This is a genomic window from Alteromonas sp. ABE4_545 (assembly GCF_056161325.1).
Genome location: NZ_JBSWYY010000005.1, coordinates 24,912 through 43,449 on the forward strand (window position 1 = coordinate 24,912; position 18,538 = coordinate 43,449).

Annotated in this window: 16 protein-coding genes; 9 read left to right on the forward strand and 7 right to left on the reverse strand. The window is 45.6% G+C overall.

What is annotated here, in order from left to right:
• Position 1: 1 nt before the first annotated feature.
• From ACXAH6_RS06510 to ACXAH6_RS06520, 3 genes are all read left to right on the forward strand, one after another.
• Positions 2-676: an energy transducer TonB gene (locus ACXAH6_RS06510; protein ID WP_474875838.1), complete on the forward strand. Its 675-nt coding sequence runs from the start codon at positions 2-4 to the stop codon at positions 674-676.
• Positions 673-2,034 (forward strand): tetratricopeptide repeat protein, encoded by a 1,362-nt coding sequence (locus tag ACXAH6_RS06515; protein ID WP_474875839.1) that lies wholly within the window; start codon positions 673-675, stop codon positions 2,032-2,034. The genes ACXAH6_RS06510 and ACXAH6_RS06515 overlap by 4 nt, the downstream gene beginning before the upstream one ends.
• A 93-nt stretch (positions 2,035-2,127) precedes the next feature.
• A complete protein-coding gene (locus ACXAH6_RS06520) occupies positions 2,128-3,054 on the forward strand; it encodes an AraC family transcriptional regulator (RefSeq protein WP_474875840.1) in 927 nt (308 codons plus the stop codon).
• Positions 3,055-3,299: 245 nt separating this feature from the next.
• Here ACXAH6_RS06520 and ACXAH6_RS06525 read toward each other — a convergent pair whose 3' ends face one another.
• From ACXAH6_RS06525 to folB, 4 genes are all read right to left on the reverse strand, one after another.
• Positions 3,300-5,957: a TonB-dependent receptor plug domain-containing protein gene (locus tag ACXAH6_RS06525; RefSeq protein ID WP_474875841.1), complete on the reverse strand. Its 2,658-nt coding sequence runs from the start codon at positions 5,955-5,957 to the stop codon at positions 3,300-3,302.
• Positions 5,958-6,643: 686 nt separating this feature from the next.
• On the reverse strand, positions 6,644-7,012 hold the full coding sequence (locus ACXAH6_RS06530; protein ID WP_474875842.1) for a histidine triad nucleotide-binding protein: 369 nt from the start codon (positions 7,010-7,012) through the stop codon (positions 6,644-6,646).
• A gap of 39 nt (positions 7,013-7,051) precedes the next feature.
• A complete protein-coding gene (locus ACXAH6_RS06535) occupies positions 7,052-7,852 on the reverse strand; it encodes an undecaprenyl-diphosphate phosphatase (RefSeq protein WP_474875843.1) in 801 nt (266 codons plus the stop codon).
• Positions 7,853-7,981: 129 nt separating this feature from the next.
• Positions 7,982-8,332, reverse strand: a complete 351-nt coding sequence (folB, locus tag ACXAH6_RS06540) for a dihydroneopterin aldolase (protein ID WP_474875844.1) — start codon at positions 8,330-8,332, stop codon at positions 7,982-7,984.
• Between the two features lie 127 nt (positions 8,333-8,459).
• Between folB and plsY the strand changes: the two genes are divergently transcribed.
• On the forward strand, positions 8,460-9,062 hold the full coding sequence (plsY, locus tag ACXAH6_RS06545) for a glycerol-3-phosphate 1-O-acyltransferase PlsY (protein WP_474876042.1): 603 nt from the start codon (positions 8,460-8,462) through the stop codon (positions 9,060-9,062).
• Positions 9,063-9,134: 72 nt separating this feature from the next.
• Here plsY and ACXAH6_RS06550 read toward each other — a convergent pair whose 3' ends face one another.
• Positions 9,135-11,273, reverse strand: coding sequence for a TonB-dependent siderophore receptor (locus tag ACXAH6_RS06550; protein WP_474875845.1), 2,139 nt, complete (start codon positions 11,271-11,273; stop codon positions 9,135-9,137).
• A gap of 306 nt (positions 11,274-11,579) precedes the next feature.
• On the opposite strand from ACXAH6_RS06550, the gene ACXAH6_RS06555 reads away from it, so the two are divergent.
• Both ACXAH6_RS06555 and ACXAH6_RS06560 read left to right on the forward strand, forming a co-directional pair.
• Positions 11,580-12,743, forward strand: a complete 1,164-nt coding sequence (locus ACXAH6_RS06555) for a PepSY-associated TM helix domain-containing protein (RefSeq protein WP_474875846.1) — start codon at positions 11,580-11,582, stop codon at positions 12,741-12,743.
• On the forward strand, positions 12,743-13,216 hold the full coding sequence (locus ACXAH6_RS06560) for a hypothetical protein (protein WP_474875847.1): 474 nt from the start codon (positions 12,743-12,745) through the stop codon (positions 13,214-13,216). The genes ACXAH6_RS06555 and ACXAH6_RS06560 overlap by 1 nt, the downstream gene beginning before the upstream one ends.
• Here ACXAH6_RS06560 and ACXAH6_RS06565 read toward each other — a convergent pair.
• Both ACXAH6_RS06565 and tsaD read right to left on the reverse strand, forming a co-directional pair.
• Positions 13,213-14,436, reverse strand: coding sequence for an alkaline phosphatase family protein (locus ACXAH6_RS06565; RefSeq protein WP_474876043.1), 1,224 nt, complete (start codon positions 14,434-14,436; stop codon positions 13,213-13,215). The two genes, ACXAH6_RS06560 and ACXAH6_RS06565, sit on opposite strands and share 4 nt — an antisense overlap.
• 120 nt (positions 14,437-14,556) lie before the next feature.
• The gene (tsaD, locus tag ACXAH6_RS06570) at positions 14,557-15,570 is read right to left on the reverse strand and encodes a tRNA (adenosine(37)-N6)-threonylcarbamoyltransferase complex transferase subunit TsaD (RefSeq protein ID WP_474875848.1); all 1,014 of its coding nucleotides are present in this window, start codon (positions 15,568-15,570) and stop codon (positions 14,557-14,559) included.
• A gap of 231 nt (positions 15,571-15,801) precedes the next feature.
• Here tsaD and rpsU point away from each other — a divergent pair, with 231 nt between their 5' ends.
• From rpsU to dnaG, 3 genes are all read left to right on the forward strand, one after another.
• On the forward strand, positions 15,802-16,017 hold the full coding sequence (gene rpsU, locus ACXAH6_RS06575; RefSeq protein ID WP_012517258.1) for a 30S ribosomal protein S21: 216 nt from the start codon (positions 15,802-15,804) through the stop codon (positions 16,015-16,017).
• 83 nt (positions 16,018-16,100) lie between these two features.
• A complete protein-coding gene (locus ACXAH6_RS06580; RefSeq protein WP_474875849.1) occupies positions 16,101-16,547 on the forward strand; it encodes a GatB/YqeY domain-containing protein in 447 nt (148 codons plus the stop codon).
• Positions 16,548-16,630: 83 nt separating this feature from the next.
• Complete coding sequence (gene dnaG / locus ACXAH6_RS06585; protein WP_474875850.1) at positions 16,631-18,406, forward strand: DNA primase; 1,776 nt, start codon at positions 16,631-16,633, stop codon at positions 18,404-18,406.
• The last annotated feature ends 132 nt before the right edge of the window (positions 18,407-18,538 follow it).

Genomic DNA, 18,538 nt, shown 5'->3' on the forward strand with positions numbered 1-18,538 from the left:
AATGTCACTCGCTTTAGCTCATCGTTTACGTCAGCCCAAACGATTGTGGCTCCATCGCCTTTACACCATTGCAATTGCAATTGTGCTGGCCTGTGCGCTGCTGTTATTTATGATTTGGGTGTCTGACAGTGAATTGGCGAAGCCGGAAAAAACCATGGTTCGGTCGATAAGCTTTGCTGCGCCTCCACCTCCGCCCCCTCCACCGCCAGCGCAAGTTCAGCAGGCGGTAGAAGCGCCATCGTTGGATATTTCAGTAACCGGAGATGGTCCGAGTTTGTCTACGGTGCCCCTGACCATAGAAGGGGCAATAGAAGTAGAAGAAATAAAACCACCAGAACCCAAAGCGCTTACACCTGAATGGGATTCAATGCTTCAGCCCGACTGGAACACAGTGGGATTAGACCAGCTAGATGCGCCGCCACGCTTGCTGGTTGATCTAAAAATTGACTACCCCAAAGCCTTGATTAGCCAAGGTGTAAAACAGGTGGCATTAGAAGTAGATGTGATGATCGACGAAACAGGGCGTGTATTCCTCAGACAAATTATTGGATCGCCGCCACAAGAAATTGTCGAACCCATAAAAAAAATGATTAATCGAGCGCGATTCTCCGCGCCAACAAAAGACGGGGTTGCGGTTCGCGCCGCATTTATTTGGCCGTTGGAATTTTCACAATGATAAAGTTTTCCCTCCACAAAACATGCATAACCAGCCTATTGGCATCGGCTTTCGTTCATATCTCAGCATTGGCGGCAACGCCTGTGCAACAGCAGATAGCACTTGAGCTACCAGAGTTAAAAGTTACTTTACCTCCAGTGGTTAATGCCATGGAACAAAGAGATGCCAAACCCTTGCCTGAAGAGTTTGCTGTCGCTCAGGAACTGCGACCTTTGCTGGATCAAGGAAATTACGCATCAGCATTACAACTGCTGAATAAGCAAGCCACATTAAGCCCTGCGCTGTTGCAAATTAAAGCCCAACTAGAATCTCAAAATCATGACTTTGATAAAGCGCTACACTCCTATGATTTAGCGTTAGAAGCGATGCCACAGCTAGTAAAAGCGCATCAAGGTAAAGCGATTATTTTGCTGCTACAAAAACGTTACCCCGAAGCGCAAGCGTCATTGTCAAAAGCCATTGAATATGGCTTACACGATGCTGATGCGTATACCCAGCTCGCCTATATCAATTTGCAAACAGATGACGCATGGAGTGCAATTGGCGCCTTTCAACAAGCACTGATGCTAAACCCCAAAAATACCTCTCTGCGATTCGGCTTACTCTCGGCATTAATTAAAACGAAACAAACCAATAGCGCCATCAACTTGATAGAGAGCTTATTGCAAGCAGAGCCTGACAATGGCAGCTTGTGGCTTCAACGCGCAAACCTCGCTATGAGCATTAACGACACCGACATGGCCTTATCAAGCTTAGAAACCGCGATAAGATTAGGTGATACCAAAGCGAGTAATTACATTATTGCCGCCCAATTGCATATGCAAAAACACAACTACGCTCGCGTAAAAACACTATTAGAAAGCGACGTGGCATTTAGTCAGGAACAAATTACAGCACTACTTCCCTTACTGTCGCAAGAATCTCAATGGACACTGCTTGCCAGTCTATTGAAGAAATATAAGCCACAACTCGACACACTAACAGGTATCAAGAAAAGCCGCTATCACCTGTATAAAGCACAATTGGCTAAGGTTAATGGCCAGAGCGAACAAGAAAAGCAAGCGCTTACCATGGCGTTAAAAGCTGACCCCACTAACGGTCAAGCGTTAATGACGCTGGGGAATATTTATCGTTTAGCACAAAACTACACTGCCGCTGAACAGTATTACGGTCGTGCAACTGCTTTAGAGTCAGTAAAAAGAAATGCGTTTTTGGGATTATCACAAACCTATTTAGATCAACAAAACTACGACGCAGCTTTAGACAGCTTGGTATCTTTGAGTAAATTAGATCCACACAACAAAGAGATTTTGCAAAATATTGCAACTATCAAACGTATTTTAGTTGCACAGCAATAATTCATGACGGGTTGTCGCATCACCTATTCACATGATTAGGCAATCCGGTTCATACTTCACCTGTAATCATTTTTGCTACAGGTATCATTGGTCATGCACAACCTCTATTCCATTGACAGTTTATGCGCTGTGTTAAGTGAGTTAGTTAACGCGAAAACACAGGGTGTTGAATGGGCACAATCAGGGATCAATGAACTAGATTATTACCGTAGAGACTCCACCACACCTTGTACAGGTTGCGTAGTAGAACCCAGTATTGCGTTGGTGGTTCAAGGTGCTAAAAGCATGACATTAAGCGAGAGTACCTTTCACTATGATAAAAGCCGCTTTCTTATCACATCGGTAGATTTACCGGCCAAAATGCAGGTCCTCTCGGCTACATCAACAACACCTTACTTGGGTATTGTTTTAAAACTCGATATGGCGGTATTAAGTGAATTGATCACTCAGATGCCAGACGATACACCTACAGTAGCAGCACCAGAGCATGGCATGATGTTGGGCAACGTCACTACCGAATTGCTACACGCCGTGCTGCGCTTAGTGAGCCTAGCTGATGACACAGCATCTAGAGATGTCCTCGCCCCTTCTATCAAGCGAGAAATCTTTTGGCGAGTATTGACCAGCGATCAAGGTGCTCGTCTTAGAGAACTAGTGACTCACGGTAGTCAAAGTGTACGTATTGCCGATGCGCTGAAATGGCTGAAACACCATTTTGATGAAAATGTCAGCATTGATCACTTAGCAGAAATTGCCAATATGAGTAAATCAACCTTCCACCATCACTTCAGACAGCTGACATCAATGAGCCCATTACAATACCAAAAACGACTGCGCTTAACCGAAGCTCGTCGTCTGATGATTGGCGAAGATTTTGACGCTTCTGCCGCCGCCTATGAAGTAGGGTATGAAAGTCCGTCGCAATTTTCCCGAGAATACTCTCGTCTGTTTGGTGTATCTCCAAAACGCGACGTTAGTGCTCATCTACAGAGTAAGCCACAGGTAATCGCAAGCCCGTAGCTTTAGGCAAACATCACCTTTTATTAAGCAACATAGCCTCCCCTCTCAGTGGTTAAAATATAGCCACACCTAAGTGAGTGATGATGAGTACCACCAAGCGGTGGTAAAAGCGCAGAAAAACTAACAGGTTAAAAAAGAAAAAAGCGCAGAGCGATACCAGGGAGACGATCGAATGCGCTGTTCAATGGGGTAAAGCAAGCATGTTTACGCACTTGCTTCACCCTTATTGCACTAAACTTTTCGGTTTAGAAGCGTGCTGTGATACGAGCGTGTAGGTAGCGACCCATTACGTCGTAAACTTCAGGCACGGTGTTCATGTCGTTGTACGAGTACAAGTAAGGAGGTGTTTTATCAAACAAGTTATCTACACCTGCAGATACTGACCAACGATCATTGATGAAGTATTCACCAGAGATATCGTGGTAAACCACACCGCCTACGTCCTTAGTTAGACCGTAAGACTCTAGGTAGTAGTCGTCAGTCATACCGCCGATGTAGCGAGTTTTCCAGCTAACAGTCCACTCGTCAGTACCCACTTTCAAGCCAATGTTAGATTTCCACTCAGCGAAACCACCATTGTTACCGTCGATTTTACCTGTGTACTCAACGTTATCTTCTGTGTATTCAAGAAGACGCGTCGTGTCCCAGTTCAAACGCCAGTCTAGGCCTAAACCTTCAAACGCATAAGTGAAGTTAGTATCAACACCACGAGTTTTCAGTGTACCCACGTTAGTTAGTGGAGACTCCATGTAGTCGATGTTACCTGTGATATCGTCACGAACGATACTAAGCACGTTACAAGACGCTTCGTCACCTGCGTAACAGTTGTCTAGGTAAGACTGAGTATCGATACGAGAAATCGCGTTGCTCAATTCAATTGAGAAGTAGTCAACTGTCATTGAGAAACCGTCTAGGAATGAAGGATTGTATACAACACCCAAAGTGAATGTATCCGCTTCTTCTGGACCTAGCTCATCGATAGTCGTGTACGTGTTTTCGATTTGAGAATCTGTGTACTCGTACGCTGTGTTACCGATTTGCGCGTCACACGCTTGATAAACGTTTGAGCTTGCGTCAAGTGAACCGTAACCAGAACAAGGATCAACTAGGTAATCGAATGAACCTACGTTACCGCCGTAAAGTTCGTCAACCGTAGGTGCACGGAATGCGGTTGACGCCACACCACGAAGCATAAGGTCGTCGTTTACACGCCAGCTAAGGCCTAGTTTCCACGTTACGTCAGAGTCGAACGTGCTGTAGTCGAACCAACGTACCGCAGCATCAAGAGATAACTCTTGAACGCCTGGCAGGTCAGCTAGAAGTGGGATCGCCAATTCTGCGTAAACCTGAGTCGTGTCGTAATCACCAGATGTAGGATCTTGTGCTGATGCACTGCCATCGCCTGCAACAGTTACTGCGTCAGGCTGATACCAACCTTTTTCACGACGGTATTCTGCACCACTCGCAAAGCCTACTGAACCAGCAGGTAGGTCGAATAATTCACCAGACAGGTTAAAGTTTACAGAAGTAAACTGGTTACCACCTGATGCTTGGTCTGTGTAAGTGATGTAATCAAGGGTATCTTGAGAAATTTCACCTTCGTTAACAAACCAATCCTGACAAGGAATAGAAACGTTGTCACACACTTCCATATCCATAGTTTGATATAGCTTAGTCAGGTTAATGTAGTTTGAAGAACGGTCAGTCGCATCGTTACGACCGTAAGTGTAAGACAAGTCCCAATCTAGATCTGTGCCCACATCAACAAAACCTTGTACGCCTACAACAGTACGAATGGTATCAGTTGTTTGGTCGAATACACGGTCACCCACTTCTGTCATACGACGACGCATTGATGTAGCTACGCCAAAAGGGTTGCCAGTAGCATCAGCGGTCAATGTTGCGCTGATTGGAGATGGTGCCATTTGCTGTGTTGAAGTACGCTTAGTGTAAACGTATTCCATGTATGCTGTGGTGTCATCAGTTAACTGATAAGTACCATTAGCGAACAAACCAAGACGCTCTTGTGGCGTGTAAAGGTATGAACGTTCTGAATAGTTATAAGGGTCATAACCTTCAGTAAAGTTTTTATCGCTGTCCAAGGTCCCCCAACCGTCACCAGAGTTGTAGTTACCACCTGGGATATAAGAACTACCTGCAAGACAGTTGCCGTCGGCATCGAAATCGTTGTCTGGACATGCAGAGAAGTCACGATCGCCTTGCATAGCAGAACCACGGTCAACATAGCTCAAGCCAAGTACGATGTTACCACGGTCGCTGCTGCCACCCGTTACAATGCTGATGTTACCTGTGTTGGCATCGCCTTTATCACTGCCAGCATAACCCACATCAACTTGGAAACCTTCGAAGTCTGTTTTGGTGATAATGTTAACTACACCAGCAACGGCGTCTGAGCCGTAAACCGCAGAAGCGCCATCTTTCAGTACTTCAATACGCTTAATTGCAGCAAGAGGAATGGTGTTTAGGTCTACAGATGAGTCTGCACCTGTACCAGAGTTAACCATACGACGGCCATTAACCAATACCAATGTACGGTTTGAACCAAGTCCACGAAGGTTGATACGCGCTGCACCAACACCACCGTTGTTTGAAGCTGCACCAGTCGCCATACCGCTAGAAGCAGGGCTTTGTTGCAATACTTGCTCAACAGATGTGTAGCTACCTAGAGAAATATCTTCAGCACTGATCACGGTAACAGGGCTTGCTGTTTCCATGTCTGTACGTTTGATACGTGAACCAGTTACTTGAACTTTTTCTACCATTGGCTCTTGAGCTGCATTTGAATCTTGAGCAAATGCATGAGTTGTCGTTAGAAGAGTTGAAGCGGCTCCCATTGCAAGCGCAATTCGAATTGAATTGGCAATTTTAGGATTTACGTTCATTTATGAGTCCCCTGAACTGATCAGTGTCACCGTTAGCCGGCGATCTGTGTCAGTCAATTTTTTTGATGATTATTTTTGAGCGATTGAAATATCGCGGCGGGGGAATAAAACATACTTTAGTCTAAAAAAGCAAAAATAAATGGTGATGTTTCGCCCAACAACTGCAACCTTTACGCAAACTTTACACTTTGCAAAATGAAACTGAAAAAATTTGCACCAACTTGAACAACAATCAATCAAAAGAAAACATAGCTCCCAGCATATATATTGAAAATCGATAGTAAACACTAACGTAAAGTTTCCAGCATGGTGCAATACACCTGTTTATTCACCAAGAATTTCAATTAGTTGATTAATCAAACAGTGCATGAGCACCAAATGGCTGATATCAGAGATGAAATGCTATTGACATTTACATTTTATTCATTACCCAATTTTACAAGCCAGAACGAAAAGCGCTGGTTAATTACACAATATGCACAAAAATTGATATATCTTTGACAGACAACCCTTTTGTGGTGATCGATAGTCAGCTTACGGCACTAACAAATTGTAAAGTCAGTATGCGTAAAGACGATAAAACGACGGAATGTAAAGAAGGGAGTGTAAAGACAAGCAATGGCGAGACAGATAATAAAAAACGGCCAATACAGGCCGTTCTTTGTTATCCCTAGAAGCAGGAAGGGTTAGTCGAGTGATTTCAGTTTATCGGTGTAAGGCGGCCACCCCATAGGTTTACCTGCTAACACATGTAAGTGAATGTGATAAACCGTTTGCCCACCAAATTCGTTGCAATTCATCACTGCACGGTAACCTTCTTCTGCAAAGCCGTGTTCTGCTGCAATTTTAGCTGCCACATAGTACAGATGCCCTACTACTTCGCGATCTGCTTCAGCAATGTCGTTAATAGTCGCGATCGGCTTTTTCGGAATAACCAGAAAGTGCACAGGGGCTTGTGGATTAATATCGCGAAATGCCAATGCCAGCTCATCCTCATAGAGAATATCTGCCGGAATTTCTTTTGCGATAATTTTAGTAAAAATGGTCTCAGACATAATTTTACTTAACCTTTTGTAGAGCGTTGAATACGGTGATTAACCAAATACAAACCAGAGTAGCACAACACCGAGAAGCAAACGATAAATCACAAATGGCAGCATACCAATGCGAGAAATCCAATTCAAAAACAAGAATATACATAAATACGCACTAACAAACGAAAAAGCAGCGCCATACAAAAGTGCATTCCAATCTACGGCTTCCTGCATCGCGAGTAAATCGAGTATAGCTAACGTACCTGCCCCCAAAATAACTGGGATAGACAGCAAAAAAGAAAACCTTGCCGCACTCTCTCTATCCAGCCCGAGCATAAGCCCTGCGGTCATGGTAATACCAGAACGAGAAGTACCGGGAATTAACGCCAAGACTTGGGCTAGACCGATTATCATCGCCTGTTTACCGGATAGCACGTCCAGTTTTTGTATTTGCTTGGCTTTCACATCGGCGTACCAAAGTAGTAACCCAAACCCAATAGTGGTAAAAGCGATCACCGCTGCGCTACGAGCGTAATGTTCAATAAAATCTTTTAATAAAAACCCTACGATAATCGCTGGGATTGTCGCCAAAATAACCCACCATGCTAAGCGACTGTCAGTCGACTGCTGCTTGCTAAATCCTTGGGTCAGCCACGCAACGGCCATTCGGCCAATATCGTTGCGGAAATATATCATCACTGCCAGCAAGCTCCCCACATGCACAGCAACATCGAAGGCCAACCCTTGGTTAACCCATCCCAATAACTCCGCAGGTAAGATCAAATGGGCTGAGCTACTGATAGGCAAAAACTCGGTCAATCCTTGAATAATAGCAAGAACGATAATTTCAAAAAGCGTCATAGGTGGAGGTGCTCCCTTTTACTCCAGCTTCCCTACTCTCAATGGACCGATATGACAAATCGCTCCCTTCGGCATACAAGCCGATGAGCAGAAAAACAACATGAGTGATTGATATAGCCTAAAGGCCCATTAGCGCTGATGTGTGAATTTTACAGCAACACGTTTAGCATCCGGTAAAATACCGGGTTTGACAATAGTTAACTGAATTTTACTAATCGGGAAATGTGCAAGCACACTGTTAATAATGGCATTGCCCAGTGCTTCGAGTAATTCAAACTGGCTTGTTTTGCCAACCTGCTGAATGTGTTCTGCAACTTTTGCATAGTCAACGGTATCGTCGACGTTATCTGACAACATGGCTTGTTTTAAGTCTGCGTGTAGCACCACGTCCAATAACAGCGTGGTAGTGCGAGTACGTTCCCAATCGTAAACGCCAATTAATGTTTCAACCGCCAGGCCTTCGATAATAATTTGTTGCATAAACACCTACATCTTCTTTGCTCACTCACAATCGCACTATTTTTTACCAAACATCACAGGACTCTGGTACTGATTGCGAGTTTTTAGTACTGTGTGGCAAGTTTACCGCGAACCCACACCTGATAACATGATTGCCGCAATAATTTTAATGATTAGCGTTGCTTACCTGTTTGGCTCTCTTGCCAGCGCCGTGGTGATCTGTCAGCTATTTCGTTTACCAGACCCTAGAACAACAGGTTCTGGAAACCCCGGCGCAACCAACGTTTATCGAATTGGCGGGCGCTTTCCAGCTTTGCTCGTATTGGTCATGGATATTCTCAAAGGGACTATTCCCGTGTATTCCGCCTATTTCATGGGGATCGAGCCGCTTTATTTAGGTTTTATCGCGATAGCCGCCTGTTTAGGGCATATCTTTCCACTTTATTTTGGTTTTAAAGGTGGCAAGGCCGTTGCCACTGCTTTTGGCGCTATGCTGCCTATTGGGTTAGATCTCGCAGGCTTGCTTATTTTAACTTGGGCAGTGGTAGTGTTTATTTGGGGCTACTCTTCACTTGCAGCAATTGTTGCTGTTGCACTAGCGCCAGTGTTTACTTTTTTGATAAAGCCACTGTATACATTGCCTGTTGCCATGTTATCGCTGCTAATTATTCTGCGTCACAAAGACAACATTAAACGCTTGTTGGCCGGTGAAGAAAGTAAAGTCTGGGACAAAGGGAAAACCAACGAATAAACGTTTGGCCGTATCGAGGGTCAGATAGCAAAAAGGGGCGTGAAAACGCCCCTTTTTCGTATGTAACAGTAGTTAGAAGTTGTACTTCACACTTAACGTCACGTTACGAGGATTACCAAACTGTACTTGGTTATTTGATGAAATATACGCGTAGTATTTTTCATCAAACAAGTTGTTGGCATTCAACTGCACGTTAAAGTTATCGGTTACTTGATAACGAGCCATCAAGTTAACCAGTGTGTAACTGTCTTGTGCTACAGAACCTTCCGTCGTTTTACTCTGCCAGTTAACACCACCACCAACAGTAAGTTCTGGCATTGTCTTAACGAAGTTGTAAGTCGTAAATACCTGAGCTTGCTTACGTGGATGCGCTGTGTTCACTTTATTGTCTGCTGCATCTTCGGCTTCAAACTGCGAATAACCCGCTGTGATATCCCAGCCTTCAACAGGGTTACCTACCACCTCAAATTCAAAACCATAGCTCTCTACACCTTGCGCGCCGCGTTGTGCAACCGTCAACATATCTGAGCCAGGCACATAATATACCGTTCCATCTTCGTCTATGTCGTCTTGTGCAAGGTTGTCTTGGTCGATCTTAAAGATCGCGAAAGACGTGTGAAGCATGTCGTCCAAGAAACGGCTCTTCAAACCAATTTCGTAAGTTTTACCTTCCACTGAGTCCAAGAAGTCGCCGTTGCGGTCTTGTGCATTCTGTGGTTGGAAAATTTCAGTGTAGCTAGCGTAAACGCGATGTTGATCAGTAACATCGTACAACGCACCCAAATAAGGAACAAATACGCCATTTTCACCAAAATCGGTTACAACATCATAACTGACACCAGTGCGCTCCCAGCTTGAAATTCGGCCACCGGCAATCACTTTCAATTCGTCGGTCACATGGAAGCGTGTTGCTGCGTAAAACCCTTTCTGTTCGGTGTCCATATCCTGTGCAATAGTCAGGTCTTCACTCCACGTTGGTTCTGGGTAAGTTGCGTCCCATTCGTAGAAATTATCTACTGCCCCAAATGCGCCGTCTCCAGAAGCCGTATGGTTTGCCGCGTCAGCTTCTTGTTTGCTGTACAGTGCGCCTAAAACGAATTCATGTGCGTTACCCAACAGCTCGTACGTACCTTTTAATTGTAAGTCGAAACTGTCTTGATCACTCTCACCTTGGCTCTTATACGGCCAAGTCACTAGGCCTGCACCGGTCTCTTCATCAAGAGAACCATAGAGATAAAGCAACTTGGTAGCACTCTCGTAATTGAGTTTGTTGTAGTTAGCCGACAACTCCCAGCCGTTAGCGAAAAAGTGACTTAAGTTCGCGAACACGTTCTTAGACGTAGTTTCCCAACGAGTCCATTTTGCCGCAGTGGTCGTAGACACATCAAAATCTGTAGCCGTACCATCCGCGAAGACACCAGGGATCCCCCCCCAGAAGTTAGCTTTAGGGGTATCATTTTGGTAGCTCATACCAACACGTAATAAGGTGTTATCTGTAATGTCGCCTTCAAGCACACCATAAAGTACTTTGGTTGAAGATGAGTAGTAATCAATAAATGAGTCGCCTTCGCGATACTTCGCGACCACGCGGCCTCTTACTGTTCCATCTTCATTCAGGCCTGTCGCTACATCACCAGTAAACTCGGTGGTGTCCCAGCTACCATAGGCTGCGCTAACAAAGCCTTCGAGCTCAGTCGCTGACGCAGTTTTTCTTACCAAGTTAATTGACGCTGAAGGATCACCCGCTCCAGTTAGAAGGCCGGTGGAGCCTCGTACGAATTCCACACGCTCGTAAATCGCAACATCGGCGATGGTTTCACCCGAGTCAGCACCTAGGCTCCATGACAGAGGAACACCGTCAATTTGGTAATTCGTAATATCAAAACCACGCGCTTGAAGAGTATTACGTACGTTATCAAGTTTGATAGAAGACACACCAATGGTGTTGGCAACCGTATCAACGATAGTGTCTAAAGCTTGGTCTTGAATACGTTCAGCGGTGATCACACTCACAGATTGAGGCGTTTCGCTAATCAACAATCCTAGACCCGTTGCTGTATCAACCTTTTCGTTAACCGAGTACTTACCAACCACGGTTACGGTTTCAACATCATCTTTTTCAGTGTCAGCGTCTTGAGCTAACGCATTCAAAGAAAGGCCGCTACTTGCAACCGCGACAGCTAGCGCTAAACGACTCATTGTGTGTTTCATTACTAATTAGTCCTATTACGAGTTGTTATTGTTCGTCATTGAGAACTATTATCATTAATATTAGTTTCTTTGTATACGTCGCTTATGTTCACTAAATGTGCAAATGCACCATTTTGTCCCAACCTCGACAAAGAATGGCCCTTTTAAGATAATCAGTTTTTATAAAGCCACCTGTTTTTTTACTGCGCTCGTTTATAATGCGAATACTTTTCGTTTTCGCACTCAATGCCCGTCCTAACGTCAATCTCACAACCCATGACCAATCAGGGCAAATATAACAATTAAGCGTCAGGAGTATTCATCAAGATGGCCAAGAAAAAGATCAGCAATCGCATGTGGTTCCAGCTTCACGGTTGGTTCTCGCTGCCGATTTGGGTGCTCTTCAGTTTTATTTGTTTAACCGGTACCATTTCTGTAATCAGCCATGAGTTAACCTGGCTCACTAATGCACAATCTCGTGCAACTAACCCCGACAACATGCCACCAAAGCCGATTGACGAGTTAGTTGCCAACCTCACGGCTCAACACCCTTCTGCTCATGTTACTGGGGTAATGACACGAGAGTCATACCTTACTCACGTGATCAATTTCACTGACAGCGATAAACCCTATGCACAGGCTTACGTGAACCAATACACCGGCGAAATACAAGAAATTGTCACCGGCACCACATTTATCGGCTTTATGCGCTCTCTGCACGGCTGGTTATTGTTTCCTTGGCAACAGGGCTACAGTATTGGTTATTATTTAGTGAGTATTATGTCGATTGTGGTCATAGGTGCGCTCGTTACCGGATTAATGGTCTACAAGAAGTTCTGGCTCGCGTTCTTCCGCCCCAAACTGCGCGTTACACAAGGTACCCGTACCTTACTGAGCGATTTACATCGTTTAGGTGGCGTGTGGTCAATTTGGTTTTTAGCGGTAATGGGGCTAACTGGCTTATGGTATTTAATTCAAGCTGTGTTGTGGCACACAGAAACAGAATTTGAACCTTATCCCGCGCCCATTGCAATTCAAGATGTGCCGCTCAATCAAGCCGCAGCAACAACTCCCACGGTTAACTTTACTCAGGCACTCAATATTGCCAACCAGACCGTGCCAAACTTTACCCCAACTTATATTGCGCTACCTGAACACAACCGAGATACCTATAAGTTTTCAGGTCACAGTCAAACCATTTTATTTGATGACTACAGTAGCCGTGTTGCCATTAACCCGTGGAATGGCAAGGTAGAAGATAAATTTACTCCCGAAAGCATGGGGGCGTTACAAACCCTTATGCACATCACTGACCCGCTGCACTTTGGTACTATCGGCGGCATTTGGACCAAAATCATTTGGTTTTTATTTGGTTTGGTATTAACCGCCATGTCGATTACCGGCTTTTACATGTGGTATCTGCGTGTCATTAAGAAGCCCTCGCGCACAGCAAATGCGTCTGTAATACCTGAGTTGAAGGAGGCCCATTAATGAGCCGCAGAAAAATAACCTTACGTAAAAAATACCAATACATTATTCACGCAGTCATTTTGGTCTTACCCGTTTGGTACTTTTATCAGTCGCTACACCCTGAGTTTCCACCGGTACTGGAAACAAAAAAAGTGGGGGAGTACGAGATCACGCCTATGCCTTACGATGAAAACGCGCCCTATCATCACGACGGCTTGTTCGTAAAAGACTTTTTACTCATGTTTAAAACAGGTGATGTTGCGACAGTACGTCAAGCGTATTTAAACATTGGCACTGAGCCTATGTCGCTGACGTCATTAGAACAGGAAGAATTGGGCATTCTTCACGGTACGCGACACGGCCAACACGTGCACGCTTTAGCCAAAGCCAGTCTTTCTCAAGACGATAAAATATGGCTGACATTGCAGCGTTGGGACGGGCAAATCCATACAATGAGTTGGGATGTGCCCGCTAACTTGCTGTCTAAAAGTTAGGGATTAACTAACCCTTGTGCTAACACACCCACTTTACCATCAACTGGCGTTAGTAAGGTTAGCCCCAACACTTTAGCCAGTGTTGGATACACCGCTAAATTGTCGATTGCTGGTAAGCGCAGGCCCTGTTTAAATGCAGGGCCTATTGCCACAAATGTTGCTCCCATATCAGCGCTAGTCGGTTCGTACCCATGCCCGCCATTGCTAATGTAGTCACTGTTTGGCTTAGCAAACCAAGCTGGTGCTTGGGCCTGTATAACAATATCGCCCGTACGATCATTCACCGAATAATACCGCGCTGCGCGTTGAGCATCGCTGAGTACCGTATAGGCATTGGCTGCAACGGCCCCTAGTGCGCGCTTTTGTTCTGCAATATCAGCATCGGTGGCGCCATCTTTCGCATAGAGCAGCACTTGCGCTCCCTGAATCTCGTAATGAAATTTATCACTAATCGGCAAGGCTCCCACATCTATTGCGGCATCGCGGCCTGTGCTTGTCATACCGTGATCAGACACCACCACCAAATTCACATCGATGGGCAAGGCCTGTAATCGCTCGTAGAGTTCACCGATATAAGCGTCAACCACTTGCACTGCTTCATAGGTTTCTTTGGCGTCAGGGCCATACTCATGCCCTTGGGTATCGGTTAAGGAAAAATATCCCGCCACAAACCTCGGACGTTGCGCTTCTGGCAAAGCCAGCCAATCAATGATTTGGTCAACTCGTTTACCGTAATCAGCGTATTTGGAATAGTGGTAATGATAAGTGGGTAGCATGCCATTAATACGCGCATCCGATTCAGGCCAAAAGTAGGTCGCAGCTTTAAAACCATGCTGTTCTACTAAATTCCACAATGGCGTACCACTTAACCAGGTACTATCGCCGTAACCTTTACCCATGTCATAGCTGGCATGGCGAGACTTGTCATAAAAATGGTTAGCAACAATACCGTGATTGATCGGCCTTAACCCTGTAATTATCGATAAATGATTAGGAAATGTGTTTGCCGGATACACGGGGTTCATGCGCTCTGCCCGCACACCTTTGTCTGCAATGGCTTGTAAGTGCTTGGCATCGTGCTTGTCGATGTAATCATGACGAAAACCATCGAGAGAAATGAGTACCACATATTGTGGGCGTTCAGTATGGGTTGTTTCGGTAGGCGTTGATTGGCAAGCAGATATAACAAGGATAAAAAGCAGCGTAACGAAACGTCGCATCAGAGTCATAACACGTCCTTTGTTTTATTTATTGGCATATCTTAGAGAAGAAAATGTGCCACGGTAAGATGAAACCACCATGACACACTGTGCGTTATGACTCAAATAAAACTAGGCTGGCTAGACCGCCGAAAGCGTGTCTAGCGGCCAACGCGGTTTGGCTTTGGCTGACAGTTCACACACTTGCCCTGCCTTCAAACGCTGCATCCCAGCGTAGGCAATCATGGCGCCATTGTCGGTACAAAACGCTAGACTTGGGTAGAAAACTTCTCCGCGAATGTCATCCATCATGGTTTTCATGGCTGCACGTAACGCTGTATTCGCACTAACACCGCCAGCAATAACAAGGCGCTTTAAACCTGTTTGCTTGAGCGCACGGCGACATTTGATCATCAAGGTATCAATGACGGCTTCTTGGAAAGCAAAGGCAATATTAGCTTTACTTTCATCACTGCCATCACTATCGCGAATCGTATTCGCAGCAAACGTTTTTAATCCGCTAAAGCTAAAATCTAACCCTGGGCGGTCTGTCATCGGGCGAGGAAATTTATAATGACCACCTTCGCCTTTATCCGCCAGTTTTGCCAATAATGGGCCTCCGGGATAATCTAGCCCTAATAGCTTGGCGGTTTTATCAAAGGCTTCACCGGCCGCATCGTCAATAGATTCGCCTAACATTTCGTATTGGCCAATTCCTTCAACTTTTACCAGCATGGAGTGACCACCAGAAACCAGCAATGCAATAAAAGGGAATTCAGGCGCTTCGTCTTCCAGCATTGGCGCAAGTAAGTGCCCTTCCATGTGATGCACCCCCACCGCTGGGATACCCCAAGAATACGCCAGAGAGCGGCCAACGGAAGCGCCAACCAACAAAGCACCGACTAAGCCCGGCCCCTGAGTAAAAGCGATGCCATCGAGTTGCGCTTGTGTGGTATCGGCGTCTTTTAACGCCTGCTGGATAAGCGGCACGATTTTGCGTACGTGATCACGAGACGCGAGTTCGGGTACAACACCACCATAATCGGCATGAAGTTTTACTTGGCTATATAAAGCATGTGATAATAACCCTTGTTCATCGTCGTAAACCGCTACACCGGTTTCGTCGCACGATGTTTCAATACCCAAAATTCGCATTGGCGTGTGCACACTCTTTTGTTGCTAAAGAAAGGCGCTAGTGTACTCTTTCAAGCTCGGTACGCCAATGGAATCGGGCATGAAAAAGGCGAATTTGGCTATTTTTTAACAATTCTCCCTTTACAAACTCTCCAGATATGATTAGAATTTCGCACCATTTTTAACCCGGGCGGTCTGAAAACCCCAGTAAATATGCCCGGTAATCTGTTAGTTTTTTGAGGTGAGATTTAAATGCCCATCGTTAAAGTTAGAGAAAACGAACCATTTGACGTAGCGCTACGTCGCTTTAAACGTTCTTGTGAAAAAGCCGGTGTTCTGTCTGAAGTTCGTCGTCGTGAGTTCTTCGAGAAGCCTACTTGGGAACGCAAGCGTAAGAAAGCTGCAGCGAAAAAACGTCATCTGAAGAAGTTGGCTCGCGAAAACGCACGTCGCGTTAAGCTTTACTAAGGGACAGTCAGCCCATGGAGGACTTCGGTTCTCCATAAATCGACGACCTACTTTTTTCATTCAACTGTTGTGTGGAAATTTCAATGCCATTGATTGATGATTTAAAATCAGCGCAGAAAGACGCGATGCGCGCCAAAGAGAAACTTCGCCTTGGTACGATTCGTATGGCGCTTGCCGCAATCAAACAGCGTGAAATTGACGAAAAAATCACATTGAATGATGCCGACATTCTGGCGGTGCTGACCAAAATGGTTAAACAGCGCCAGGATGCCGCTACTCAATACGACTCTGCTGGACGTGACGACTTGGCTACCCAAGAGCGCGAAGAGATTGTTGTATTAGAGTCTTTCCTACCCCAACCACTTACCGAAGACGAGTTGGCTGCACTCATTGACGAAGCAATGGCTTCTACTGGTGCGTCTGGCATGCAAGACATGGGTAAAGTGATGGGAGTGCTTAAACCACAAGTGCAAGGCCGTGCAGACATGGGCGCACTCAGTGGCAAAATTAAGGCGCGCTTAAACGCCTAAATCTGTTACGCCGTTTTCAGAGGTTGCCCAAACGGGTTAGCCTGTTTAAAGTGGACGTTTTATCATAGCGAATTCACCTCTTTATGGCTGGAAAGATCCCTCGTGATTTTATTGACGACCTGTTGGCTCGAACCGACGTTGTCGATGTGGTTGACTCACGCGTAAAACTCAAAAAAGCAGGTAAAAACTACTCCGCTTGCTGCCCTTTCCACAGTGAAAAAACGCCTTCTTTTACCGTTAGCCAAGACAAACAGTTTTATCATTGTTTTGGTTGTGGCGCTCACGGTAACGCCATTTCTTTTATTATGGAATTCGACCGCTTAGAGTTTGTCGAAGCCATTGAAGAACTCGCCAAGGTTCACGGACTAGAAGTTCCGCGTGAACAAGGCAGTCGCCCCGGCATGAGCGACGCAAAAAAACAACAATTACAAAGCGATTATGACCTAATGGAAAAAGTCACCCGCTTTTTCCAAAACCAATTAAAAGGTCATGCCCAAGGCCAGCGTGCTATCGACTACCTGAAAAATCGTGGCTTGTCGGGTGAAATTGTTAAGCGCTGGGAAATCGGGTACGCGCCGCCGGAGTGGGATGGCTTGCTTAAAGCCTTCGGTACAGATAAACACCGCATTCAACAACTCATCGATTTAAAGTTAGTCAACCGCAACGACAATGGGCGCCAGTACGACTTTTTCCGCGACCGCATTATGTTCCCTATACGCGATAAACGTGGTCGCGTTGTTGGTTTTGGCGGACGAATATTAGACGGCGGCGGCCCTAAATATCTCAACTCGCCCGAAACCCGTATTTTTCATAAAGGTCACGAGTTATTTGGCTTTTATCAAGCCAAACAGGTTAACCGCCACCTCGACCAAGTGATGATCGTAGAAGGCTACATGGATGTAGTGGCACTTAGCCAGTTCGACATTCAATACGCTACTGCGGCTTTGGGAACAGCCACTACAGGCGAGCACCTTACGATGCTCATGCGCGCAAGTAATGAAATATTGTGCTGCTACGACGGTGACCGCGCTGGTAGAGACGCCGCATGGCGGGCAGTAGAAAACGCCCTACCCGTATTGAAAGACGGCGTACAACTCAAGTTCTTATTTTTGCCCGACGGCGAAGACCCAGACACCATGGTTCGTCAAACCGGCAAAGCAGAGTTTGAAACCATGCTGAAAAACGCCATGCCGCTATCGCGTTTTTTCTTTGACCACTTACTGCAACAGCACCAAGTGGGGACTCCAGAAGGGAAAATGGCACTTAAAACTGCCGCGCAGCCGCTAATCGACCAGATTTTGGGGGATAGCCAAAAAGCGCTAATGCAAGAAGAGCTAAGTAAACATACCGGCGAATACGACCGCTACCGTTTACAACAAGACATTCGCGCAGCAAACGGCATGCAAAAGCCCCGAGCAGTGCAATGGCAACCGGTGGCAAAGTCTACCGTTTCGCCGGTTAAAATGATGGTACGCCTGTTGATAGAACATCCGCAATTAGCCAATGAATGCGAAGACGTTATGCCTCAAGCGTTAACAGGCTCAGCCGTACCCGGCATGAATATTTTGATAGATGTACATCAATATTGCCAGCAAAACACCCGAGCATCTAAGGCCATGGTAATTGAATATTATCGCGATCATCCCCATGGTAAGGCTATAGCGAAAGTACTCAAGGACGAATTACTGGTTGCCGATGAAGACGCTAAACGCGTTTACAGCGACAGTTTCGCAAAACTCCTCGACTGGCATTTTGACAGCCGCATCGAGACCTTGATTTCACGTTCTCGGGTACAACCTTTGAGCAGTGAAGAGAAACAAGAACTGAATCTGCTGATGAAGGAACGTCAGCGGGGATAAACCCCCATCCAGACAAAGGACTTTTTGTCTAAAAAGAAGCCGCTAAGCAGTATTAAAAACACGTTTATTCTGCTATACTGGCTAATTCGCTGCAGATGCAGCTATCGGCAACAAAACCATGCCGCGTCGCCA